This window comes from Amycolatopsis sp. NPDC058278, assembly GCF_042881395.1.
Lineage (GTDB): Bacteria > Actinomycetota > Actinomycetes > Mycobacteriales > Pseudonocardiaceae > Amycolatopsis.
This window is the reverse complement of the sequence record NZ_JBHVXZ010000032.1, coordinates 40745-63072: the sequence shown is the minus strand read 5'-3', so window position 1 is coordinate 63072 and position 22328 is coordinate 40745. Positions and strand designations below refer to the sequence as shown.

22 protein-coding genes are annotated in these 22328 nt (G+C 71.5%); 10 read left to right on the top strand and 12 right to left on the bottom strand.

Translation table 11 applies throughout. The annotated features are described in order from the left end of the window. Positions 1-77: 77 nt before the first annotated feature. Together ACFVYA_RS18890 and ACFVYA_RS18885 are read left to right on the top strand one after the other, a co-directional pair. Positions 78-1697, top strand: a complete 1620-nt coding sequence (locus ACFVYA_RS18890) for an SdrD B-like domain-containing protein (RefSeq protein WP_387046478.1) — start codon at positions 78-80, stop codon at positions 1695-1697. Positions 1698-1710: 13 nt separating this feature from the next. Further along, positions 1711-2388: an SDR family oxidoreductase gene (locus tag ACFVYA_RS18885; RefSeq protein ID WP_387046477.1), complete on the top strand. Its 678-nt coding sequence runs from the start codon at positions 1711-1713 to the stop codon at positions 2386-2388. On the opposite strand, the gene ACFVYA_RS18880 is transcribed toward ACFVYA_RS18885, so the two are convergent. Together ACFVYA_RS18880 and ACFVYA_RS18875 are read right to left on the bottom strand one after the other, a co-directional pair. Then, positions 2385-3692, bottom strand: coding sequence for an amidohydrolase family protein (locus ACFVYA_RS18880; protein ID WP_387046475.1), 1308 nt, complete (start codon positions 3690-3692; stop codon positions 2385-2387). The genes ACFVYA_RS18885 and ACFVYA_RS18880 overlap by 4 nt on opposite strands. A 60-nt stretch (positions 3693-3752) precedes the next feature. Beyond that, positions 3753-3944: a hypothetical protein gene (locus ACFVYA_RS18875; RefSeq protein WP_013230980.1), complete on the bottom strand. Its 192-nt coding sequence runs from the start codon at positions 3942-3944 to the stop codon at positions 3753-3755. A 734-nt stretch (positions 3945-4678) separates the two neighbouring features. Here ACFVYA_RS18875 and ACFVYA_RS18870 point away from each other — a divergent pair. Beyond that, a complete protein-coding gene (locus ACFVYA_RS18870) occupies positions 4679-5023 on the top strand; it encodes a hypothetical protein (RefSeq protein ID WP_387046473.1) in 345 nt (114 codons plus the stop codon). On the opposite strand, the gene ACFVYA_RS18865 is transcribed toward ACFVYA_RS18870, so the two are convergent. Together ACFVYA_RS18865 and ACFVYA_RS18860 are read right to left on the bottom strand one after the other, a co-directional pair. Beyond that, positions 5020-5673, bottom strand: a complete 654-nt coding sequence (locus ACFVYA_RS18865) for a response regulator transcription factor (protein WP_285987421.1) — start codon at positions 5671-5673, stop codon at positions 5020-5022. The two genes, ACFVYA_RS18870 and ACFVYA_RS18865, sit on opposite strands and share 4 nt — an antisense overlap. Continuing rightward, positions 5670-7505 (bottom strand): sensor histidine kinase, encoded by a 1836-nt coding sequence (locus ACFVYA_RS18860; RefSeq protein WP_387046471.1) that lies wholly within the window; start codon positions 7503-7505, stop codon positions 5670-5672. Before ACFVYA_RS18860 ends, ACFVYA_RS18865 begins: the two co-directional genes overlap by 4 nt. 173 nt (positions 7506-7678) lie before the next feature. Between ACFVYA_RS18860 and ACFVYA_RS18855 the strand changes: the two genes are divergently transcribed. Together ACFVYA_RS18855 and ACFVYA_RS18850 are read left to right on the top strand one after the other, a co-directional pair. After that, entirely contained in the window at positions 7679-8380 is a 702-nt protein-coding gene (locus tag ACFVYA_RS18855) for an ABC transporter ATP-binding protein (protein WP_285987419.1), read from the top strand. Then, on the top strand, positions 8377-10626 hold the full coding sequence (locus ACFVYA_RS18850; protein ID WP_387046470.1) for an FtsX-like permease family protein: 2250 nt from the start codon (positions 8377-8379) through the stop codon (positions 10624-10626). Before ACFVYA_RS18855 ends, ACFVYA_RS18850 begins: the two co-directional genes overlap by 4 nt. 107 nt (positions 10627-10733) lie before the next feature. Here ACFVYA_RS18850 and trmB read toward each other — a convergent pair whose 3' ends face one another. The 6 genes from trmB to ACFVYA_RS18820 form a co-directional block, all read right to left on the bottom strand. Further along, positions 10734-11441, bottom strand: a complete 708-nt coding sequence (trmB, locus tag ACFVYA_RS18845) for a tRNA (guanosine(46)-N7)-methyltransferase TrmB (protein WP_387046468.1) — start codon at positions 11439-11441, stop codon at positions 10734-10736. A gap of 115 nt (positions 11442-11556) precedes the next feature. Continuing rightward, positions 11557-12126 carry a hypothetical protein gene (locus ACFVYA_RS18840; RefSeq protein WP_285987416.1) on the bottom strand — a complete coding sequence of 190 codons (570 nt, stop codon included), beginning with the start codon at positions 12124-12126 and terminating at the stop codon, positions 11557-11559. 160 nt (positions 12127-12286) lie between these two features. After that, on the bottom strand, positions 12287-13042 hold the full coding sequence (locus ACFVYA_RS18835; RefSeq protein WP_285987415.1) for a hypothetical protein: 756 nt from the start codon (positions 13040-13042) through the stop codon (positions 12287-12289). Further along, a complete protein-coding gene (locus ACFVYA_RS18830; RefSeq protein WP_387046467.1) occupies positions 13039-13953 on the bottom strand; it encodes an ABC transporter ATP-binding protein in 915 nt (304 codons plus the stop codon). The genes ACFVYA_RS18835 and ACFVYA_RS18830 overlap by 4 nt, the downstream gene beginning before the upstream one ends. A 108-nt stretch (positions 13954-14061) precedes the next feature. Then, positions 14062-14811, bottom strand: coding sequence for an ABC transporter permease (locus ACFVYA_RS18825; RefSeq protein WP_285987413.1), 750 nt, complete (start codon positions 14809-14811; stop codon positions 14062-14064). 17 nt (positions 14812-14828) lie between these two features. Continuing rightward, complete coding sequence (locus ACFVYA_RS18820) at positions 14829-15767, bottom strand: ABC transporter ATP-binding protein (RefSeq protein ID WP_387046466.1); 939 nt, start codon at positions 15765-15767, stop codon at positions 14829-14831. 197 nt (positions 15768-15964) lie between these two features. Here ACFVYA_RS18820 and ACFVYA_RS18815 point away from each other — a divergent pair, with 197 nt between their 5' ends. Beyond that, positions 15965-16552, top strand: coding sequence for a TetR/AcrR family transcriptional regulator (locus ACFVYA_RS18815; RefSeq protein WP_387046464.1), 588 nt, complete (start codon positions 15965-15967; stop codon positions 16550-16552). Continuing rightward, positions 16549-17460, top strand: a complete 912-nt coding sequence (locus ACFVYA_RS18810; RefSeq protein WP_387046463.1) for an SDR family NAD(P)-dependent oxidoreductase — start codon at positions 16549-16551, stop codon at positions 17458-17460. The genes ACFVYA_RS18815 and ACFVYA_RS18810 overlap by 4 nt, the downstream gene beginning before the upstream one ends. A 1-nt stretch (position 17461) precedes the next feature. Here ACFVYA_RS18810 and ACFVYA_RS18805 read toward each other — a convergent pair whose 3' ends face one another. Both ACFVYA_RS18805 and ACFVYA_RS18800 read right to left on the bottom strand, forming a co-directional pair. Beyond that, on the bottom strand, positions 17462-18118 hold the full coding sequence (locus ACFVYA_RS18805; protein ID WP_285987409.1) for a response regulator transcription factor: 657 nt from the start codon (positions 18116-18118) through the stop codon (positions 17462-17464). Next, complete coding sequence (locus ACFVYA_RS18800) at positions 18115-19272, bottom strand: sensor histidine kinase (RefSeq protein ID WP_387046512.1); 1158 nt, start codon at positions 19270-19272, stop codon at positions 18115-18117. The genes ACFVYA_RS18805 and ACFVYA_RS18800 overlap by 4 nt, the downstream gene beginning before the upstream one ends. Before the next feature lie 205 nt (positions 19273-19477). On the opposite strand from ACFVYA_RS18800, the gene ACFVYA_RS18795 reads away from it, so the two are divergent. From ACFVYA_RS18795 to ACFVYA_RS18785, 3 genes are all read left to right on the top strand, one after another. Next, positions 19478-20995 (top strand): dynamin family protein, encoded by a 1518-nt coding sequence (locus tag ACFVYA_RS18795; protein ID WP_387046510.1) that lies wholly within the window; start codon positions 19478-19480, stop codon positions 20993-20995. Positions 20996-21054: 59 nt separating this feature from the next. Further along, positions 21055-21702 carry a hypothetical protein gene (locus tag ACFVYA_RS18790; protein ID WP_285987408.1) on the top strand — a complete coding sequence of 216 codons (648 nt, stop codon included), beginning with the start codon at positions 21055-21057 and terminating at the stop codon, positions 21700-21702. 75 nt (positions 21703-21777) lie between these two features. Next, on the top strand, positions 21778-22257 hold the full coding sequence (locus ACFVYA_RS18785; RefSeq protein ID WP_387046461.1) for a hypothetical protein: 480 nt from the start codon (positions 21778-21780) through the stop codon (positions 22255-22257). Positions 22258-22328 lie beyond the last annotated feature (71 nt).

The following is a 22328-nucleotide window of genomic DNA, read 5'->3' as shown; positions in this document are numbered from 1 at the left end:
GAGTTTCAATGAAGGTTCACTCTTAAGTGGACGGTTCTGGGCCGGTGCGGGCCCGCTTCGCGCGCCATAGTCGAGAGGTGATCTTCTCGGGGCGCACGGTGGCGGTGGCGGTGGTGGCGATCGCGGCGGCGGTCGTGCCCGCGTCCACCTCCACCGCCGCGGACGCGCCGCCGGCCTGCGGCGGGCTCGCGGCGAACCCGAGCGTCGAGCTCGCGGCGCGGGGCGGCGCCCCGGACGGGTACGTGTTCGCCCCGGCCGCGCCGGTCCCGCCCGGAACACCGGCCGCGAAGGTGCCGAAGCTGCTGACCGAGCGGGAGTACGCCGTCGACGGGGAGCGGACGGCGGTCGTCCAGACGCCGGACGGCAAGACCAGCACCGCCTACCAGACCGAGCGGTTCGTCCCCGGCGGCGTCTACGCCCTCAGCGTCTGGACCGCTTCGCGCGCGCCGAGGTACGCACCGGCCACCGGCCTGCGGTTCTACGACGCCACCGGCACGCAGATCCAGGAGACCAAGCTCGTCGCCGACCACTACGTCGGCGACGGCACCCTGGTCCAGCAGGACTTCCCGGCGGCGACGGCGCCGGCGAAAGCGGCCGCGGTGAAGTTCTTCGCCACGACCACCCTCGACCGGCTGCACTGGGACTGCGTCGACCTCCAGCTCGCGGCGTACTCGGTGAAGAAGGAAGTGCAGAACCCGGCGACCGGCGCGTGGGCCTCGTTCGCGACGGTCACCGCGGGCGATACCGCGCACTACCGCGTCACCGTGACCAACGAGGGCACCCAGGACCTCACCGGGATCACGGTGCAGGACCCGTGGTGCCCCGGCACGTTCGAGCCGTTCGCGCTGGCCGCGGGCGCGAACCGGCAGCTGACCTGCGACCACCCGGACCTCACGGTGGCCGACAGCGGGCACGTCAACACGGCGAAGGTCACCGGCGTGCACTACCCGGGCGGCACGCTCGGCGACAAGACGGCGTCGGCGACGATCACGGTGCAGCCGCCGCCGGCCATCGCGAAGCTCGGCGACTTCGTCTGGGCGGACCGCAACCGCGACGGCCTGCAGGACCCGGACGAGCCCGGCGTCGCGGGCGTCAAGGTGACGTTGAAGGACGGCGCGGACGGCACGGTCGGTACCGCGACGACCGACGACAAGGGCAAGTACGGCTTCGAGAAGCTGAAGGACGGGACGTACCAGGTCTGCTTCACCGTTCCGGCGGACTTCACCGCGACCCGCCGTGATGCGGGCAGCGACGATCGCGATTCGGACGCCGGCTCGGACGGCTGCACCGCACCGCGCACCGTGGGCGGGCCGTCCCACGAAGACTTCGCGGTGGACCTCGGGCTGCTCGCCCCGGCGAACCGGCTCGGCGACTTCGCCTGGGCCGACACGGACGGCAACGGCCTGCAGGACGCGGGCGAACCGGGTCTCGCCGGCGTGAAGGTGGTGCTGAAGGACGCGAGCGGCAAGGAAGTGGCGAGCGTCGTAAGCGGCGCGGGCGGCGCGTACGGCTTCGACGGCCTGGCGGACGGCACGTACCAGGTGTGCTTCACCACGGACGGCCACCACCCGACGGTCAAGGACACCGGCGACGACGCCCGTGATTCCGACGTGGACCCGGCGTCCGGCTGCGCGGAACCGCGCACCCTCGGCACCGGCAAGCGCGACGACCGCACGGTGGACGTGGGCTTCGCGTAGCTACGGTGGAGGCATGACGGATCTTCCCCTCGCCCTGGTGACCGGCGCATCCCGCGGGATCGGGGCGGCGATCGCCCATCAGCTGGCCCCGACGCACCGGGTACTCCTCGGCGGCCGCGACGCCGACGCGCTGGCCGCACTGGCGAAGGAGCTCCCGGGCGCGAAGCCGTGGCCGGTGGAGCTGACGGATCCCGCTTCGCTCGCTTCGGCGGCCGCGGACATCTCGTCCCTGGACGTGCTGGTCCACTCGGCGGGGGTGGCGCGCCTGGGCCGCATCGAGGAGGCTTCCGCTGAGGCGTGGCGCGACAACTTCGAGGTCAACACCCTGGCGGTGGTCGAGCTGACCCGCCTGCTGCTCCCCGCCCTGCGCGCGGCGGGCGGCCACGTGGTGGTGGTCAACTCGGGCGCGGGCCTCAACGCCCGCCCGGGCTGGTCCCCGTACGCGGCGAGCAAGTTCGCGGTCCGCGCCTTCGCCGACGCCCTCCGCGAGGAGGAGCGCGACATCCGCGTGACGTCGGTCTACCCGGGCCGCACGGACACGGAGATGCAGCAGGCGATCTTCGCGGGCGAGGGGCGCGAGTACGACACGTCGCACCTGCTGAAGGCGGACTCGGTGGCCACCGCGGTGGTGACCGCGGTGTCCGCCACCCCGGACGCCCACCCGACGGAGGTCATCCTCCGGCCGCGCTAGACCCGCAGCCGCGCCGCCGTCTCGGCCACGCCGGCCTGCACCTTGGCCCGGTCCACCTTCACCGGCTCGCCGTCGGCCACCACCTGCTCGCCCGCGACCCACACGTCCCGCACCCGCCGTGAGCCGGCCGCCCAGACGAGGTTGGACAGCAGCTGCACGTCCGGCACCTCCAGGCCGCACGCGAACGCCGGGTCGTCCAGGTCGATGTGCACCAGGTCGGCCCACCGGCCCGCTTCCAGCGCGCCGATGTCCGTGCGGCCCAATGCCGAAGCTCCACCGCGGGTGGCCAGCAGGAACACGTCCGCCGCCGTCAGCACCGTCGAGTCACCCGTCGCCAAGCGCGCGAACATGGCCGCGAGCTGCAGTTCTTCCCACAGGTCGAGGTCGTCGTTGGAGGCCGGGCCGTCCGTGCCCAGCCCGACCGCGACCCCCGCCGCGCGCAGGTCCGCGATCCGCGCGATGCCCGAAGCCAGCTTCGCGTTCGACCCCGGGCAGTGCGCCATGCCGACCCCGTGCGCGGCGAACAGTGCGATGTCCTCGTCCGAGAGGTGGATCGAGTGCGCGGCCAGCACCCGGCCGTCCAACATGCCCAGTTCACGAAGCAGCGCCGGCACCGAACCGTGCGAGGCACGGACCGCGGTGTCTTCCGCCGCCGCCTCCGCGACGTGGATCTGCACCAGCGCACCGCGCGAGCGAGCCGACTCCGCCGTCGCGCGCAGCCCCTCCGCGGACAGCATGTACGCCGAGTGCGGGCCGTAGCCCAGCTCGATGCGGTCGCCGTGGCCGAAGCGGAGGCCGTCCGTGTCGATCCAGCGCTCGATGCCGGCCAGCTGGGCGCGCCAGTCGAGCCCGGGCAGCTCCATCACCGGCGGCGCGACCAGCACGCGGCCGCCCGTCGTGAGGACCGCGTCGACCAGCTGCTCGCCTTCGAAGTACATCTCGGCGCTGGTCGTGACGCCGTGGCGGAGCATCTCGACCGAGCCGAGCAGCATGCCGGTGCGGACGTCGTCGGGGCGCAGCTTCGCCTCGGCGGGCCAGATGATCTCGTTCAGCCAGGGCAGCAGCGGCAGGTCGCCGCCCATGCCGCGCAGCAGCGTCATCGGGCTGTGCGCGTGCGTGTTGACCAGGCCGGGCAGCAGGATGCCGGTCAGGGTGGTGACCGGTGCGGCGGATTCGGGGGCGGTGGCCGCCGGTCCGCAGTACGAAATACGCCCATCGGCGTCGACATCGACGACCGCGTCACGGAGAAGCGAACAGGACGGGTCGGCGGGGAGAACGACAGGGGCGTGGAAACGGCGTTGCATCTCTGGATACTACGCACCCGCGACGGGCCTTCCGAGGCCGTCGCCGACCCCCGGGGGGGGTCAGACGAAGCGGATCACTTCCTGGTCCCCCGAGCTGTGGCGGATCACCACCTCGCCGCCCTTGCTCACCGCTTCCTCGAGGACGGCGTACACCTGCAAAGCCCGGTTGATCGTGTCGGTCTTCGAATCCCCGGTGAGTTCGACGGCCCGGTCCAGGGCTCGCGACGCACGGGGAACCAGGTTCACGGTCACCCGCTCCAGCCCCCCGCCACCACCGCCGCCGCGAGGCGGAGGCTTTCCGGGAGCGGTTTTCGCTTCACCGAGTTCGTTTGTTACCGACCCACTTTTCGGTGTCACGACAACCGTCCTTTCGTATGCGAGGCGCGGTCCCCCAATGGCCGGCCCCGGAGCACTTCGCCGAGCTCGGCTGCGTCACTGCAGCCGGTACCCGTCGGAAGCGACGTTCGGCGGACAAGTGCGTCACCCGGAGGTCCCGTACCTCCGGATTCATGCTCATCATCCGCGTGTCGCGTAGCTGCTGTCAAGCTGATGCACGTATGAGAGATGCGTCTGAGATGCATGTTACCTGGATACCCTACCCGTGGGTAGCGGTACGTAGTCATCGGCCCTCGCGATCGACTGAACCAATTTGCCGGGTGGTCTGTTCGGTCCGCATAAATCAATTGAACGTTCGGCGTCGCGAAATCGCTACAACGTCCTTTGTGGAGTAGGGCTCTTACCGCGCTGACCACGTTGTCAGCGTCGGCGTCGCCTCCCACGTCTCCCGTCGGGTGGCAGCTGGGGCAGAGTTGACAAAAACCTGACGACTCGCGTGTCAGGCGGGTCAAATATATTGATCTTCTATTACTCTCTGTACTCGCTTTGAGCATCACTTCACCGCATTGGTGGTACGGTGTCGACCAACTAACGAGGGACCGTCCGTCCGGTGCACCGCCAGCACCGGTCAGGGAAGGTGAGGGAGATCGGTGGACGAGGCGATCGAGACGGACCTGTCCAAGGCTGAGCCGAACCCCTCGGAACGCGCCGAGGTGCACGTCGAGCGCGTGAAGGTGAGAGGGCGCCTCAAGATCGCCTTCGGCCCGCTGTCCGGCGAGGCCGAAGGCGAGGTCGACGCGGGCGACGCCGGGGGCCGGATCGCCTACGCGTGCGCTGCCGCGATCATCGTCGGCATTTCGGTCCTCGCCGCGGTCGGCGTCACCTTGACCGGGATGTCGTTGCACTGGCCCGCGTGGCTGTCGGCCTTGCTCGTCGGGCTGGTCTTCGCGCTCATGGCCACGTTGCTGCTGGTGTGGCGGAGGGACAACGACTAGGAAACGACTCCGCTCCGCCACGCCCAGGCCGCGGTTTCCACCCGGTTCCGCGCGCCGATCTTGCTCTGCACCGAGGCCAGGTGCGTCTTCACCGTCGACAGGGACATGAACAGCTCCGCGCCGATTTCGGTGTTCGTCAACCCACGCGCGGCCGCCTTGACGACGTCCAGCTCGCGGGCGGTCAGCGGCTCGGAAGGAGGTGCGACCTGCCGCTTCGCCGAGCCGGACCCGTCGAAGTGCTTGAGCAGCCGCACGGTGATCTGCGGCGACACGAGTGCGTCGCCGCGGTCGGCCGCGCGGACCGCTTCGATCAGCAGCGCCGGGCCCGCGTCCTTCAACAGGAACCCGGACGCGCCGTTGCGCAGTGCCGTGTGCACGTACTCGTCGAGGTCGAACGTCGTGACGACGACCACCTTCAGCGGGTCGGCCACGTCCGGCCCGGCCAGCTGCCGGGCCACCTCCAGGCCGTCGAGGCCCGGCATGCGGATGTCGAGCAGGCAGACGTCCGGGCGCAGTTCGCGGGCCTTCGAGACCGCCGAGACGCCGTCCGCGACGTCGGCGACGACCTCGATGTCGTCCTGCGCGTCCAGGATCATGCGGAAGCCCATCCGCACCATCTCCTGGTCGTCGGCGATCAGTACCCGGATCACTCGTCCCCTTCCGTGTCTTCTCCGGCCGCCAGCGGCAGCCAAGCTTCGACGCGCCAGCCGCCGTCCGGGCCCCGCCCGGCCGACAGCCGGCCCTTGAGCAGCGCGACGCGTTCGCGCATGCCGACCAGACCGTAGCCGCCCGACCCGCCGGCCGGCCGGTGTGCCGTCGCGCGCCCGTTGTCCGTCACCCGCAGGTGCAGCTGGGAGCCCGCCGACGCACTCCCCCCGGCGGAGGCGGCAGGGGACACGACCTCGGCGACGACGAAGGCTTCGGTCGCGCCCGAGGCGTGCTTGCCGACGTTCGTCAGCGACTCCTGCACCAGCCGCAGCGCCGAGCGGCCGACCTCGTGCGGCAGGTCCGGCGGCACGTCCAGGTGCATCGTCGTCGGCACACCGTGGTTGGCGGTTTCGACCAGTTTCCGCAGGTCGGCGCCGAGGTCGGTGGTGGCCTGCTCACTGAACTCGCTCGACCCGGCCGGTGCGTCGCCGCGCATCGAGCGGACCAGCCGCCGCATCGCCGCGAGCGCTTCGACACCGGCGTTCTCGATCCGGGCCATCGCCTCGACCGCGATCTCCGGCTTCTGCGCAGCCATCATCCGCGCGGCCTGCGCCTGCACGACGATCCCGGTGACGTGGTGGGCGACGACGTCGTGGAGCTCCCGGGCCAGCGCCATCCGCTCGGCCGTCTGGGCGTCGCTCACCGCGGCCTGCACGATCTGGGTGCGCTCGGAGTCCCGCGACCGCAGCATCAGGCCGACGGCGATCGAGATGCCCAGCATCAGCGCCGCGGCGAAGGCGATGAGCGACAGGGTCTGGGGATCGGTCTGCAGCCCCCGGCGCGCGTCGGAGTTGAGGATCGCCCCGAGCGCGACGACGCTCGACAGCACGGCGACCCGTGCCCAGGACTGGCTCAGCCCCCGGGCCCGGGTCAGGTTCACCACCACGCCCATGCCCGCGATGATCTGCGTGGTCGGCACGCCGCCCGGTACCGGGTAGTCGTAGGAGTGCAGCCGCAGGAACGGCGTGATGATCGCGGACAGCAGCATGATCCCGGCGAGGCCGAGGAGCGCGTCCGCGGGCCGCCGCGGGGACAGCACCGCGATCGCGGCCGCGAGGATCGAGCAGAACAGGATCGGGAAGCCGCGGGCGGTGTTCGAGTACGTGTAGCCGAACTCGAAGAGCAGGGCGAAGGCGAGCAGCCCCATCAGCGGCCACTGCCCCATCGCCAGCTCGTTCACCCGGCGCAGCCGCCGCGTCCGCGGATCGGCGCGCGGACCGCGGTCGCGGGCCGCGACGGCGGGCACCAGCGGGCCGACGAGCAGCAGCAGGCCGAACAGCAGCGCCTGGGTTCCTGTGCCACCGTCGATTTCACCGACGCCCGCGTACCGGCCGAAGACGGCGACGAGCCCCGCGACGACCAGGAAGCCGACCACGCAGAACGCCACGCCCGCCCGCGCCCGGCGGGCCACGTAGTAGACCATCAGCACTCCGGCCACGACCTCGGTGATGGCCACCTTCGGCAGCACGCTGGAGTACGGCGGGATGTGGAACGCGTGGATGAAGAGGGTGGAGAAGATCAGCACCCCGCCGCCGGCCACCCCGGCGACGGCGGCCCGCTTCTGGGCCCAGAGCCCGCACGCGACCATCGCGAAGATGCCGGGCAGCAGGCCGAAGTCGACGAAGCGCGGGCCGGCGTCGTCGAGCGCCGCCTGCGTCGTGTAGGCGACGTCGAACAGCAGCGCGGCGAGCAGGACGGCCGAGGGCACGCCGATGCGCCGCACCAGGGCGGTGGCGCGGGTGGAGAGCGTTTTCGGCAGGGGCGCGGCGGGCACAACGTGACGTTACGTGATTCCCCGGCACCCGCACCTTGGCCGAGTGGCCCGCGCTCCCTCGGCCGATCGGCCGAGGCGGCCCGGGGCGTGACTGGCCGTCTGCCCGAAGTGGACACCCCCGGCTCTCGGCGAGGCTCATCGGCATCAAGATCCGAACAGGCAGGGAGAACCTCGTGGACCCGAACACTCCACACGCGACGAACGGCCCGGTGCTGTCCGGCCGCGGGCTGGTGAAGCGCTACGGCACTCAGCACGCCCTGGCCGGCATCGACATCGACATCCAGCCGCGGGACGCCGTCGCCATCGTCGGGCCCTCCGGCTCGGGGAAGACGTCGCTGCTGCACGTCCTGGCCGGCATCCTCCGGGCCGACGACGGGCAGATCTTCCTGAGCGGCCAGCGGATCGACCACCTCGGCGAAAAGAAGCGCAGCGAGCTGCGCCGCACCGAGTTCGGGTTCGTCTTCCAGTCGGGGATGCTGGTCGCCGAGCTGTCGGCCGAAGAGAACGTCGCGCTGCCGTCGCTGCTGGCGGGGCTCGGGCGCAAGGAGGCCATCGACGCCGGCCGCGTCTGGCTGGCCCGCCTCGGCCTGGCCGGCAAGGAACGCCGCCGTCCCGGCGAGCTGTCCGGCGGCGAGGCGCAGCGCGTCGCGATCGCGCGGGCGCTGACCCACCGGCCGAAGGTGATCTTCGCCGACGAGCCGACCGGCGCGCTCGACACGCGCACCGGCCGCGACACCATGGACGCCCTCCTCGGCGCCGCTCACGAAACCGGCGCCGCGGTGCTCGTGGTGACCCACGACCGCGAGCTGGCCGAGTCGATGCCCAAGACCGTCTCCATCCGGGACGGCCTGATCGCGACGAGGCTGGCGGCGTGAACTCCCTCCAGATCGCCCTGCGGGTGCTCAGGGTCGACCGGCGGACCCGGACGTCGGCGATCCTCACCGCGATCGGGGTGGCCGTCGCCACCGGGCTGGTGCTGCTGCTGGCGACGCTGCCGTTCGCCACCCAGAACCGCGAACAGCGGGCCCTCTGGCAGGGCGAGCAGTTCTACAGCCGCGGCACGGACGGCCCGGTCAAGATGCTGTTCAACCAGTCGAGGGACTACTTCGACGGCAAGCAGATCGTCCGGGTCGACGTCGCGCTGACCCCCGGGACCACCGCCGCGGAGATCCAGCTGCCGCCGGGTGTGCCGCAGCTGCCCGGGCCGGGCGAGACCGTCGTGTCGCCCGCCCTCGGCCGGCTCCTGCAGGCCAGCCCGGCCGGGCAGCTCGGCGACCGGTTCGGCAAGCCCGTCGGCGCGCTCGGCGAAGACGGCCTCCGGTTCCCGGAACAGCTCGTCGCGCTGACCGGCCACACGCCGGACGCGATGCCGGAGAAGGTTTCCCAGGTGTCCGGCTTCCCGAGCGGGAAGGCAAGCCCGGACGCCCTGCTCATGCTGCTGTCCTGGGTCGGGATCATCGTGCTGCTGGTGCCCAGCCTGGTGCTGGTGGCGTCGTCGGCGCGGCTGACCGCGGCCCGGCGCGAACGGCGGCTCGCCGCGATCCGGCTGGCCGGGGCGACGCCGGGGCAGGTCACGAACATGGTGGCCGCCGAGACGACGTTGTCCGCGGGCATCGGCGCGCTGCTCGGCCTGCTGCTCAGCCCCGCGCTGCACGGCCTCGCGTCGTTCGTGCCGTGGTCCGGCGGCACCTGGCTGGCGGCCGACTTCGCGCTGCCGGTCGGGCTGACGGTGTTCATCGTCCTGGCCATCCCGGTGCTCGTGGTGCTGGCCGGCGTCCTCGGCCTGCGCCGGGTCCTCAAGAACCCCCTGTTCGCAACCGGGGGCCACACGAAGAAGCCGCTGCACTGGTGGCGGCTGCTGGCGCTGCCCGTGGCCGGGGCGTTCTTCCTCGTCGCCGTGACGACGGTGAAGGAGACCGGGGGTATCGGGCTGGTCATGGCGGGCCTGTTCTTCCTGGTCGGTTCGGCCGCGATCGTCGGGCCGTGGGTGACGTCGGCGGTCGGCGGCACGTTCGTCCGGATCTGGCGGCGCCCGTCCGCGCTGCTCGCTGGCCGCCGTCTGCGTGACGACCCGAAGGGCGCCTACCGGGCGTCGGCCGGGATCGTGCTGGCGGTGTTCGCCGGGTCGATGGCGCTGACGCTGCTGCCGACGTTCGAGTCGATGGCCGGCGGCGGGCGGTCCTTCGCCGACTCCGTGCTCTACGTCGACACCGACAGCGGGCACGCGGGCAAGATCGTCGGCCAGGCCAACGCGTCCCTGCAGAAGTACGGCCAGCAGGAGAAGGCGGTCGCGGTCGGCGAGATCTACCTCGTCCGAGGCTCGGGCGACAACCGCTACGGCCACCGCGCCCTGGTGATGACCTGCGCCGACGCCGTCAAGCTGACCCGCTTCGGGCTCACGCCGGAGAACTGCACGGGCGGCCCGGCCGTCTTCGGCGACTCGGCGATCGACCTGGCGAAGTACCAGATCGCCGCGAACTGGGACGCCCCGGCGATGGCCGCGAAGTCGGGGACGCGGGTGGAGGCCGTCCACTACCCCGACGCCGACCTGTCCGGCTCGTTCGTCGTCGACCCGGCCGCGCTGCCGGCCGGCTTCACGCCGAAGGACTACACCGTCGTCGCGCCGACCACCGACGCGAACCGCGAGACCGTCCGGACGGCGTTGGCCGGCCCGGCGGCGGGCGCGGAAGTCGGCAGCCGCGACCAGTACCTGTACAACCAGCAGACCGAGCTCGGCGACCTGCGCCGGGTCACGGTGATCGGGCTGATCGCGGCGGGGGTCCTGGCCGGTTGCAGTGCCGCGGTCGCGACCGCGGGTTCGGTGATGGACCGCCGCCGCACCTTCGGCGCGCTGATGGCCGCCGGCACGCCGGTGCGGGTGCTGGCGAGGGCGTTGCGGATGGAAGCCGCGCTGCCGGCGCTGGTCGCCACCATCGGCGCGGGAATCGTCGGGGTACTGGTCGGCGTTGGGCTCTACAGCATGGTCGACGAGCGCGGCATCGTGCTCAGCCCGTGGCTGCTGGCACCCGTTGTGCTCGGGGTCGGGGTGGCCCTGCTCGGCGCCTCGGTCTGCACGCCCGCACTCAAGCGGGTCCAGGCCGAACCGCTCGCCGAGGAATGAGGCGTTCGCCCCTCTGTCGGGGGAGGGGCGGATACCGGGGGTAGTGAGCTGAAGGGGACTTTCTCCGCAGGGGATCCGGGGAGAGTCCCCTTCAGCCACTTCTTGAATCAGCGCCGTTCGAAGATCAGATCGTGCGAGACGCGGCCTTCGACGTCCGCGCGCTGCTCGAACTTGGTCACCGGCCGCCACTCCGGCCGCGGCGCCCAGCCGCCGGGCTCGCCGGCGTACCGGTTCCGCAGCGCGGGCTCGGCGGAGCAGACCTCGAGCATCTGCTCGGCGTAGTTCTCCCAGTCGGTCGCCATGTGGAACGTGCCGCCGGGCGCGAGCCGCGACGCCACGAGCGCGGCGAAGGACGGCTGCACGATCCGCCGCTTGTGGTGCTTCTTCTTCGGCCACGGATCCGGGAAGAACAGCCGCACGCCGTGCAGCGAGTCCGGCTCGACGTGTTCGGTGAGCAGCACGACGGCGTCTCCGTGCAGCAGCCGCAGGTTTTCGACGCCCAGCTTTTCGGCGCGCAACATCAGCTGGCCGAGGCCCGGGTCGTAGACCTCGGCGGCGACGTAGTTGAGCTCCGGCGCCGCGGCGGCCAGCTGCGACGTCGTCTCGCCCATGCCGGAGCCGATCTCCAGCATCACCGGTGCCTCGCGGGCGAACCACGCGGTGAAGTCCAGCGGCCCCGCGGGCAGCTCGCTCACCGTGCGGCCCAGCTCAGGCCACAGTTCGTTCCAAGCGCGTTGCTGCCCGACGGTCATCCGGCCGCCGCGCTTGACGTAACTGACGACGCTGCGCAGCCGGGGTTGGTGCTCGTTTTCCACGGATGAAATGTAACCGGGCGCGCAGCGCCTCCGTTGAGGGTGGTGGTGGGGGCATGGATGGAGTAACCGGGCGCGCAGCGCCTCCGTTGAGGGTGGTGGCGGGGGCATGGATGGACTAACGAACGGCTTCGAACACCCCGAGACGAGATCGCAGCCCGGCCAGCCCGGCGACCGGAATCGGGTCCGGTGTGCGCCCGGTGTGCGCGGGCAGGACGTCGATCCAGCCCGGGTGCCGGTCGGTGTTCATCACCGTCGTGGGAATCGCGTGTCCCGATTTCCCGCGTTCGGACGGCATGAACTCCCAGTAACCGGATTCACCGTCCGCGGCCCAGGGGACGAATTCCCACCCCGGGCGCGGGCCGAGCAGTTGCGCGATCCGGTCCTCGACGCGGAAACCCTGTTCCCGGGAATCGAGCTTGCCGTCCGCCATCGCGCGCAGCCACCACGGCGCGGGGATCGGGCCCCCCATCCCCGCCGAAGCGCGGAACAGGGCCACGACGCTGTCTTCGGGCGCGCGGTGCACCCACGCCCGGCGGAGTTCGGCCGGCGTCGCCGCCGTCATGGCGGCCTGCGGGAGTTCGATCGCCCGCGACCATTCGAGGTCCAGCATGGGTTCGAGCCGGGGAGCGTCGCCTTCGACGCGGGCTCGGGGAATCGTGCCACCCAATTCTTGCCCGGTGTCCACCGTCAAGATTCACCTCCAGGGGGGAGTTCAGACGGGTCCGGTGCTCTCACTTATGAATCTTGCCTGGTCGTAGCAGTATGTCCGGTGCCTGTGAGAGAAGCCACAGCTGTTTCACCTTTTGTTAACAAGGTTTTTTGCGGTATCGAGACCCCGGTCACGCTCAGGCGTCGCGCCGTGCCGTCACGAGCACGCCGGCCACGAACAGGGCAACGGTGATCGCCGCGAAGTAACCGAGGTACCCCCACGGGCCGAGCGGCGCGGACGGCAACCCCAGCGGCCCCGTGGTGAGCCCGCCCGCCCCGACGAACTCGTCGGCGGCGTGGAACGGCATCCACTGGTAGACGTACTTGCCGAAGCCCGGGATGAAGATGAAGATGCCTTCGAGCACCTGGGTCCACACGATGACCACCGTCAGCGCGAAGGCGACGCTGCGCAGCAGGAGCGCGACGCCGACCCCGGCCACCGCGGTGAACAGGAAGGCCAGGCTCTGGCCGAGCACCGAGCGCCAGTCGGCGGCCGTGTGCAGCGCGAGGTCCGCGTCCGGCCGCACCAGAGACGCCAGCCCCCAGGAACCGAAGCCGATGGCCAGCCCGAGCACCGCGCCGAGTGCACCGACGACCACGACCTTGGCCAGCAGCACGGGCACCCGGCTCGGCACCGCCTGGAACGTCAGCCGCATGGTGCCCCAGTTGAACTCCGACGCGGTCGCGAGCACCGCGAGGACGAGCAGCACGGTCCGGCCGTTGCCGCTCACGAGCTGGGTGTTGCCGACGGTCGGCGGGACATCCGGGCCGGCCAGCGCGAAGAACAGCGTGATGAGGGCGAGCGGCGCGATGATCGCGATGGCCAGGCACCACCACGGCGCGCGGGTGCTGAAGAGCTTGATGCGCTCGGCGCGGAGCAGGTTGGCGATCATCGGGAGGCCTCCGAAGACGGCACCGCGAACTCGACGGCGTCGCGGGTGAGGTCGAGATAGGCCTGCTCGAGCGAGCCGGTGATCGGGCTCAGCTCGTGCAGCGTCGCGCCGGCGTCGAAGGCGAGCTGCCCGATCCGGTCACTGTCCGCCCCGGACACCAAGAAGGCACCGCCGGCTTCGGTGAACTCGGCCTGCCCGGTCAGCGCCGTCCGCAGCCGGTCGGCGTGCGGGGTGCGCACGCGCACGCCGTGTTCACTCGTCTGTGCGATGAACTCGTCCATGGTGCCCTGGTAGATCAGCCGGCCGCGGCCGATCACGACGAGGTCCTGCGCGGTCTGCGCCATCTCGGGCAGCAGGTGGCTGGACACGAACACGGTCCGGCCGTCGGCGGCCAGCGAGTGCAGCAGCTGCCGGATCCACGCCATGCCCTCGGGGTCGAGGCCGTTCACCGGCTCGTCGAACAGCAGCACGCGCGGGTCGCCGAGCAGGGCGGCGGCGATCCCGAGCCGCTGCTGCATGCCGAGCGAGTACTGCAGGACGCGCGTCTTGCCGACGCTCGTCAACCCGACCAGCGCCAGTACTTCTTCGACGCGCTTGTCGGGGATGCCGTTGGTCGCGGCCAGCCAGCGCAGGTGGTCGCGCCCGCTGCGGCCGGGGTGGCGCCAGGTGGCGTCCAGCATCGCGCCGACCGTCCTCAGTGGATCTTTCAGCTCCCGGTACGGGACGCCGTCGACGAGCACCCGGCCCCCGTCGGGGCGGTCGAGACCGAGGACCAGCCGCATCGTCGTGGACTTGCCGGCGCCGTTCGGGCCGAGGAAGCCGGTGACGCGCCCGGAGCGCGCGGTGAACGTCAGTTCGTTGACCGCGGTGGTGGCGCCGTACCGCTTGGTCAGTGCTGTCGCCTCGATCATGGGCTCCCCCGTCCGTCCAGGCGAGCCTACTGCGAAACACCGAATCCGGGTCGCCCCCCGACAGCGCGACCCGGATTCGGTGTTTTCCCCTGTTTCCCCTTTTCTCCCCTATGCGTCCCGCTTCTTCGCGACCCCGAGCGCGACGAGCAGGAACACGATCGCGATGCCGGCGAAGTACGCCAGCGCCCAGCCGGGGCTCAGCGGGGAGTCCGACGGCGTCGGGCCGTCGACCTCCGCCGAGCCGCGGAGGAACTTGTTCGCCACGTTGAACGGCAGCCATTCGTGGATGTGGTTCCCGATCTTCGGGATCAGCTGCACCAGCTCTTCGGCGGCCAAGTAGTAGATGAGCAGCAGGGCGATCGCCCCGGCGCTGTGCCGGATCAGGATGCCGAGCGCGACCGCCAGCACGGCGCTGATCGCGAAGACCGGCCCGAGCCCGGCGACGCTCATCCAGTCCTGCGAAGTGTGCAGGCCCAAGTGATCGTTCGGGCGCATGAGCATGGCGAGCCCCAGCGCGCCGAACGCGCCGAGCTCCCCGATCACCAGCGCCACCAGCGCGACGACGACGGCCTTGGCGACCAGCGCCGGCGAGCGGTGCGGCACCGCCTGGAACGTCGTGCGGATCGTGTTGAAGCGGTATTCGGTGGTCACCGCGAGCGTGGCGAGCACCATGATGACGGCGATGCCGAACTGGGAACCGCCGAACTGAGTGGCCGACAGCGCGATGGGCGTGTCGGTGGACGACGCGCTGGCGAGGATGGCCGCGAAGCCGATGGTCAGTGCCAGCGTGATGAGCGCGCACCACCACGGTGAGCGGGTGCTGAACAGTTTGATGCGTTCGACCGCGAGCAGGTTCATGATCTTGGTTTCCCCGGTTACTTGGCGGACTCGAGCACGTGCTGCGCCTCGGCGTCGAGGCCGGTGTGGTACTCGACGGAGTCGCCGGTGATCTGCATGAAGGCCTGCTCGAGCGAGCCGGTCTGCGGGCTCAGCTCGTGCAGCACGATCCGGTCGGCGGCGGCGATCTCGCCGATCTTGTCGCTGTCCATCCCGGACACCACGAGCGCGTTCGCCTCCTCGGCGACCCCGGCGCCGGCGCGCTGCAGGGCCTCCCGGAGCTCGGCCAGCTGCGGCGAGCGCACCTTGACCGTGTTTTCCGCCGCCCGGGAGACGAAGTCCTGGGTCGACGACTGCGAGATCAGCTGCCCCCGGCCGATCACCACGAGGTTGCTCGCGGTCAGCGCCATCTCCGAAAGCAGGTGGCTCGACACGAAAACGGTGCGGCCTTCCTCGGCCAGCCGGTGCATGAACTTCCGGATCCAGAGGATGCCTTCGGGGTCGAGGCCGTTCACCGGCTCGTCGAACAGCAGCACCTCGGGGTCGCCGAGCAGGGCGGCCGCGATGCCGAGCCGCTGTGACATGCCGAGCGAGAACCCTCCGGCGCGCTTGTTCGCGACGCTGGTCAGGCCGACCGTCTCGAGCACTTCGTCGACACGGCTCGCCGGGATGCGGTTGGACTTCGCCATCCACAGCAGGTGGGCCCGCGCCGAGCGGTTCGGGTGCACCCACTTCGCGTCGAGCAGCGCGCCGACGGTGCGCAGCGGCTCCTTGAGGTCGTGGTACTTCTTGCCCCCGATGGTGACCTGACCGCCGGTCGGGTTGTCCAGGCCCAGGATCATCCGCATGGTGGTGGACTTGCCCGCCCCGTTCGGGCCGAGGAAGCCGGTGACCTGACCCGCGGCCACGGAGAACGACAGGTTGTTCACCGCCAGTGTCTTTCCGTACCGCTTGGTGAGGCCGGTTGCCTCGATCATGACTGCTCCTCTTCCGCCCCTCGCTTACGACGCGTTCATCGTCGCGGGTCGGAGCCGGTTCGCGCGTCACCCTGTAGACCGAACCGGGCCCCCTACCTGAGTAGTACCTTGCTGGCTCTCCGGCCGATGCGCGATGGGTGATGACCCTGAGCCGACCCTGATTCGACGGCATTAATGAATTGTGGTTCAATAATGGCGTGGCCAGGCCGAGGAGCATCGCCGACGAGCGGCTGCTGGGTGCGGCGGAGACCGTGATCGGCCGCTGCGGCCCCGGTTTCACGCTGGCGCAGGTCGCCGCGGAAGCGGGGGTCTCGGTCGGCACGGTCGGGCAGCGGTTCGGTTCCAAGAGCGGGCTGTTGCAGGCGATGAGCCGGCGGGCCACACGCCGGGCGGTCGAGCACATGCGGGCCTGCGCCGAGCGGGCGGACGACCCGGTCGGCGGCCTGCGCGCCGCGGCGGTGTCGGTCTACGCGGTGCTCGGTGACGCCGAAGAGGCGGCGAACCGCCTGGGCCAGCTCGGCGTGGACATCGGCGACCCGGTGCTGCGGTCGTTGCTGGGCGAGCACTTCACGGCGGTCGAAGAAGAACTGCGGCGGCTGGTACGCGCGGCGGCTTCTTCGCTGCCGCACGCGCCGAGCGTGCCGCGGGCGGCGCGTGCGGTGCTCGGGGTGATCAACGGGGTGTCGATCGACTGGTCGATCCGGCCGCACGGGCGGCTGGCCGACCGGCTGGCGGAGGACGTCGACGCGGTGCTGTCCGCGTGGCGGGGACGGGAGGATTCATGAGCTTGAGGGGCAAGGTCGCAGTGGTCACCGGGGCGACCCGGGGCTGCGGGCGGGCGATCGCGGTGGAGCTGGGCCGCGCGGGCGCGACGGTGTACGTCACCGGCCGCACGACGCGCGAAACGCTGTCGCCGATGAAGCGCCCGGAGACGATCGAAGAGACGGGCGAACTGGTGGAGGCGGCGGGCGGCAAGGCCGTCGTCGTCCGCTGCGACTTCACCTCGGTGTCCGATGTGGACGCACTGAAGGCGCGCATCGAGTCCGAAGTGGACGGAATCGACATCCTGGTCGACGACGTCTGGGGCGGCGACATGTACTTCCACTTCGACGCGCCCTTCTGGGAGACGCCGCTGGAGGACGCGCTGACCCTGACGCACAACGCGCTGGACACGCACCTCATCGCGCTGCACAAGCTCCTGCCGCTGGTGGTCGCCCGCCGCGGCCTGGTGCTGGAGGTGACCGACGGCGACAACGACGACTACGTCGGCGCCGGCCTCCCCTACTACCTGGCCAAGTGCGGCATCCGCGCGCTCGGCCGGGCCCTCGGCGTGGAGCTGGAGAAGCACGACTGCGTCGGCCTCGCGGTGACCCCCGGCTTCCTGCGCTCGGAGTCGATGCTCGACCACTTCGAGGTCACCGAGGACAACTGGCGGGACGCGGTCGGCAAGCTCGCCCCGGTCGACTTCAAGATCTCCGAGACGCCGTACCTGCTGGCCCGCGGCGTCGCGGCCCTGGCCCAAGACGCCGACGTCTCCCGCTTCGCCGGCCGGACACTGGCGTCGTGGACGCTGATGAAGGAGTACGGCTACACCGACGTCGACGGCGACCGCCCGGACTTCGGCCGCTGGCTCACCGAAGTCCGCCACGCGGGCAAGGACCCGGCGGCCACCCCGCCGGACGCCTTCCGCTGATTCAGGCGAGGCCGGGGCGCGCGAGACCGGTTTCGTAGGCCAGCACCACGGCCTGCACCCGGTCCCGCAGCTCCAGCTTCGCCAGGATCCGCCCGACGTGCGTCTTCACCGTCGCCTCGGACAGGAACAGCGCGTCGGCGATCTCCAGGTTGGACATGCCCTTGGCGATCAGCACGAGCACCTCGCGCTCGCGGTCGGTGAGCACGTCCAGCTCGGCGGTGTCCCGCATCGGGGAGCCGCCGGTGCCGACGAAGCGGTCGAGGAGCCGGCGGGTCACCGACGGTGACACCACCGCGTCACCCGAAGCGACCGCGCGCAGCGCCGACACGAGGTGGTCGGGCTGGGTGTCCTTGAGCAGGAACCCGCTCGCGCCGCCCTGGAGCGCCGCGTAGACGTACTCGTCGAGGTCGAACGTCGTCATCACGAGCACGCGCGCGGTGCCGTCGGCGACGATCCGCTTCGTCGCCTCGACCCCGTCGAGCACCGGCATCCGGACGTCCATCAGCACGACGTCGGGACGCAGTTCCGCCGCCATCGCGATGGCCTGCGCGCCGTCGCCCGCCTCGCCGACGACGTCGATGTCGGCCTGCGCACCCAGCACCATCCGGAACCCGACGCGCATCAGTTCCTGGTCGTCGACGACCACCACCCGGATCACTTGTCCAACCTAACCGGCAGGGCCGCGCGGACCTGCCACCCTCCGCCCGGAGCCGGGCCCACGTCCAACGTCCCGCCGTACACGTGCGCGCGCTCGCGCATGCCGATCAAGCCGTTCCCGCCCGGCAGCCTCGGGTCGCGCCGCCCGGCCGGCACCAGCTGTGGGACGTGGCCGGCGCCGTCGTCGGCCACCAGCACCTCGACCAGGTCGCCGGTGCGGCACACCCGCACCGAAGCGGTCGCGCCGCGCCCGGCGTGCTTGAGCGTGTTGGTCAACGACTCCTGCACGATCCGGTAGATGCCCAGCGAGACGCCGGCCGGCAGGTCGCCGAGCTCGCCGAGCTCCAGGTCCACCGGCACCCCGGAGGTGCGCATCCGGTCGGCCAGCTCGGCGAGGGCGTGCGCGTCCGGCTGCGGTACCCGGGGCTCGCCGTCCGCGTCGTCGCTGCGGAGCACGTCCAGCAGGCGCCGCAGTTCGCCGAGCGCGCCGCGGCCGGTCTCGGAAATCGTTTGCAGCGCCCGCTGAGCGAGCTCGGGGTTGCTCTGGATCGCGTACGACGCGCCATCGGCCTGCACGACCATGACGCTCACCGCGTGCGCGACGACGTCGTGCAGCTCGCGCGCGATCCGCCCGCGCTCCTCGGCCACCGCGATCCGGGTGGCCTGGTCCCGTTCGGTCTCCAGCAGGTGCAACCTGGCCTCCACTTCCACGTCGTAGGCGCGCCGGGCCCCGACGAACTCGCCGAGGGTCCAGCACAGGGCGATGCCGAACGCCAGGAACAGCGCCGCGATGACCAGCTCGTCCGCCGGACCCAGCGCCAGCTGCAAGGCCGAGCCGGCGACGACGGCACCGACGTACACCAGCCCCTGCCGCCGCCCCGCGTAGACGACGACCGAGTAGATGCTCATCGCCAGGGCGGCGACGCTGGAGATGCCGAGCTGGAGCGTCCCGTGCACGACGCCGATCACCAGCACCACGTACGCCGACCACAGCGGCGACTTCCGCCGGAACACCAGCGGCGCCACCATGGCGACGTTCAGCGGCACGGCGACGTACCAGGGCGGCATTTCGCCGATTTCGTCGAAGCCGTCGGCGGCGAACAGCAGCAGGTCGAACAGGCCGAGCAGGACGGCGAGCACCGTGTCGCCCGCCATGGGGTGGGCACGCATCCAGAGACTCAGCCGTCGCACCACACAACACTAGGTCGCGGCGCGGAGACCGCGCGTCGGTCGCCGGTACCACCTTCGGTGCGACCTGGGGATGAGGCACGTGGCACGATTCAGGGGTTGTCCGTGAGACGGGGGAGGGCTGGGGGCCGTGACGTCACCGGAGCAGGGCCGGCTCGCCGGTCCGCTGTCGATGTCGGTGGCCAACCTGTGCCACCGCCTGCAGCCGCAGGTCTCCGCGCGCACCGCCGCCGGGTTCGCCGAGGTGCTGCGCCGGCTCGGGGCACCCCTGCAGGTCGCTGTGGCCGGCCGGATCAAGTCGGGCAAGTCGACGCTGGTCAACGCCCTGATCGGGCGCCGGGTCGCGCCGACCGACATCGGTGAGTGCACCCGGCTGGTGACCCGGTTCCAGTACGGCACGGTGGACCGCGTCGAGATCGTCTTCACCGACGGCCGCAAGCAGGTGCTCCCGTTCGCGTCCGACGGCATGATCCCCGCCGAGCTGGGCGTCGACATCGAGCGGGTGTCGCACATCGAGGCGTACCTGACCAACGCCGTCCTCCAGGGCATGACGGTGATCGACACCCCGGGCCTCGGCTCGCTCGACGCCGCTTCGGTGTCCCGCACCGAGCTGCTGCTGGGCGCGGCGAAGCACCGCAAAGAAGAAGACGGCGAAGAGGGCTCGGACGAGCTGGACGACACCTCGCGCAACGCCGTCGCGGGCGCGGAAGCCGTCCTGTACGTCGTCACCCAGGGCGTCCGCGCGGACGACCAGCAGGCCCTCGCCGCCTTCACCGCGGCCACGGCGAGCCGCGAGGCGGGCCCGGTCAACGCGATCGCCGTCCTCAACAAGGCCGACACCATCGCGCCCGAGTCCGTCGAGGGGGCGGGCGGCGACGTCTGGAAGGCCGCGACGCTGCTCGCCGAGAAGCAGGCGTCGACGTTGAAGCCGCGCGTCGCCGACGTGCTGCCGGTGATCGGGCTGATCGCCGAGTCCGCCGAGTCCGGCGGCTTCACCTCCGCCGACGCCGATGCCCTGCGGCAGCTCGCCGAGCTCGACGACGACATCCTGCAGACCATGCTGATCTCGGCGGACATCTTCACCAGCTGGGAGTGCGACGTCCCGGCGGGCACCCGGCTGCGGCTGCTGGAGAAGCTCGACCTGTTCGGCATCTCGCACGGTGTCGAGGCCATCCGCAAGGAGCCGGAGATCACGGCGGGCGCGTTGCGGCGGGCGCTGCTCGACGCCTCCGGCCTGGAGGCGGTCCGGCAGCGGCTGGCGGTGGTGTTCGCCGCCCGCGCCGACGGCATCAAGGCGGCCGCGGCGCTGGCCTCGGTGACCGCGCTCGCGCACGCCTCGGCCGATCCGGCCGAGCGCCAGCGCGTCCACGACGCCATCGAAGTGCTGCTCGCCAAGCCTGAGGCCCACCAGCTGCGTCTGCTCGAAGCGCTGACGCTGGTCGCCTCCGGCGCGGTCGACATGCCGGAGGACCTGTCCGAAGAGGTGCTGCGGGTCGGCAGCAACGCCGACATCGGCGCCCAGCTCGGCAAGCCCGGCGCCCCGCGGCCGGAGCTGGCCGCGCACGCGCTCGAGCGCGCGGGCTGGTGGCGGTCCTTCGCGTCCTTCGGTGCGACGCCGGCCCAGAGCCGCGTCGCCCACGTCGTCCACCGGGCGTACTTCTTGATCTGGCAACAGGTCCGGGACGGGTGAGTTTGTTTCTGCTTGCCGACTTTCGCTGGTAGGCCCGCCTTTCCGCGTACTGTTGAGTCGTGCGCCTAGAAAACACGACATCCTGGCGAGCCGGCTGGAGCAGCGAGACCGAGGTCGACGTCGCGCTGTACATCCGTGACGCCCTGGCGCTGTCCGTTTCGGAAGGGCAGGTGCTGCCGCCGGTGGAGCCGCAGGTCCCGGTGCACGTCCCGGCCGGGCTCGACCGCGCGGCCGTCCAGGCGCAGTGGGCCGACTGGTGGGTCGACCTGCTGGCCTTCCTGCGCACCCGCGAAGACCCGGACCCGCGCAGCCCGCGCACCCGCTACGGCAGGCCGGCGCTCGCGCAGGGGTCGGCGATGCGGCAGGCGCTCGAGTTCTTCACCCCGGCCGCGGCCCGCCACTTCGCCAACGCCCGCGGCCCCGCCCTGCGCGGGTCGAACGAGCCGTCGGGCAGCACGCCGTGGGCACCCGGCTTCTACCGCCGCCAGATCGTGGCCGGCGAGCGGCTCGGCCAGCTGGTGCGCGAGGCCGAGGTGAAGCAGGGCCGCCGCGCCTACCCCTTCCGCCTGAACGTCATCGAGATCTCGGTCGCCGGTTCGATCTGGCTGCGCACGGCCGAAGACCAGCTGCTGGTGTCCTCCCGCCTCGCCGAAAACGGCCCGGGCCTGGAAGCAGTCCTCCGCCAGGTCATCGACGACCTCGTCTGACACCGGGCTGCCCGCCGCGCAAGCGAGATCCGCTCCCGGTCCCGGCAAACCGCCCGCGGTCCGAATAATGGCGGCATGGAGACAACCGTCGACGAGCCGTCGTGGCTGCGCACCGGGTCCTGGGTCGGCTGCCCGCTCATCGGGGGCGCGCTCGGCGTGGGCGTCTGGGCCATCGCCGCCTGGGTGAGCGGCCTGCCCGCCTTCCCGTTCCAGGGCGTGTTCAAGGTGCTCACCAAGCTGCCGCAGCCGTGGGCGACGCTCGTCGCGGTCGCCGGTGGGCTCGTGCTCGGCCTGGTGTTCGCCGCGATCTGGGCGCACGAGCGGCTCGTCGTCACGGTGTCGCCGACCCGGGTCACCCTGGTCCGCGGCGACAAGACCCGGCGGATCGAGGCCGACCTCGAAGCCGTCTACCTCGACGGCAAGGAGCTCGTCCTGCGCACCGCCGACGGCCGGGAAATCGCCCGCGAAAAGACCGACCTCCCGGGCCGCGAGCTGGCGCCGGCCTTCGCCGAGCACGGCTACCCCTGGCAGGACGAGCCGCCGGTCGAGCGATGAGGACGGTCGATCCCGCCCCGGACGACGCCGCGGAGACGGCCGGCCTCGATCCGGCGGTCCTCATCCGGTTC

What these genes read in the sequence shown, in the direction of transcription:
- ACFVYA_RS18830 (WP_387046467.1), bottom strand. Translation starts at nt 13,953, where the DNA reads ATGATCGAGGCGACAGCACTGACCAAGCGGTACGGCGCCACCACCGCG.
- ACFVYA_RS18880 (WP_387046475.1), bottom strand. Translation starts at nt 3,692, where the DNA reads ATGCAACGCCGTTTCCACGCCCCTGTCGTTCTCCCCGCCGACCCGTCC.
- ACFVYA_RS18810 (WP_387046463.1), top strand. Translation starts at nt 16,549, where the DNA reads ATGAGCTTGAGGGGCAAGGTCGCAGTGGTCACCGGGGCGACCCGGGGC.
- ACFVYA_RS18795 (WP_387046510.1), top strand. Translation starts at nt 19,478, where the DNA reads ATGTCGGTGGCCAACCTGTGCCACCGCCTGCAGCCGCAGGTCTCCGCG.
- ACFVYA_RS18820 (WP_387046466.1), bottom strand. Translation starts at nt 15,767, where the DNA reads ATGATCGAGGCAACCGGCCTCACCAAGCGGTACGGAAAGACACTGGCG.
- ACFVYA_RS18825 (WP_285987413.1), bottom strand. Translation starts at nt 14,811, where the DNA reads ATGAACCTGCTCGCGGTCGAACGCATCAAACTGTTCAGCACCCGCTCA.
- ACFVYA_RS18800 (WP_387046512.1), bottom strand. Translation starts at nt 19,272, where the DNA reads ATGGCGGGCGACACGGTGCTCGCCGTCCTGCTCGGCCTGTTCGACCTG.
- ACFVYA_RS18785 (WP_387046461.1), top strand. Translation starts at nt 21,778, where the DNA reads ATGGAGACAACCGTCGACGAGCCGTCGTGGCTGCGCACCGGGTCCTGG.
- ACFVYA_RS18835 (WP_285987415.1), bottom strand. Translation starts at nt 13,042, where the DNA reads ATGATCGCCAACCTGCTCCGCGCCGAGCGCATCAAGCTCTTCAGCACC.
- ACFVYA_RS18885 (WP_387046477.1), top strand. Translation starts at nt 1,711, where the DNA reads ATGACGGATCTTCCCCTCGCCCTGGTGACCGGCGCATCCCGCGGGATC.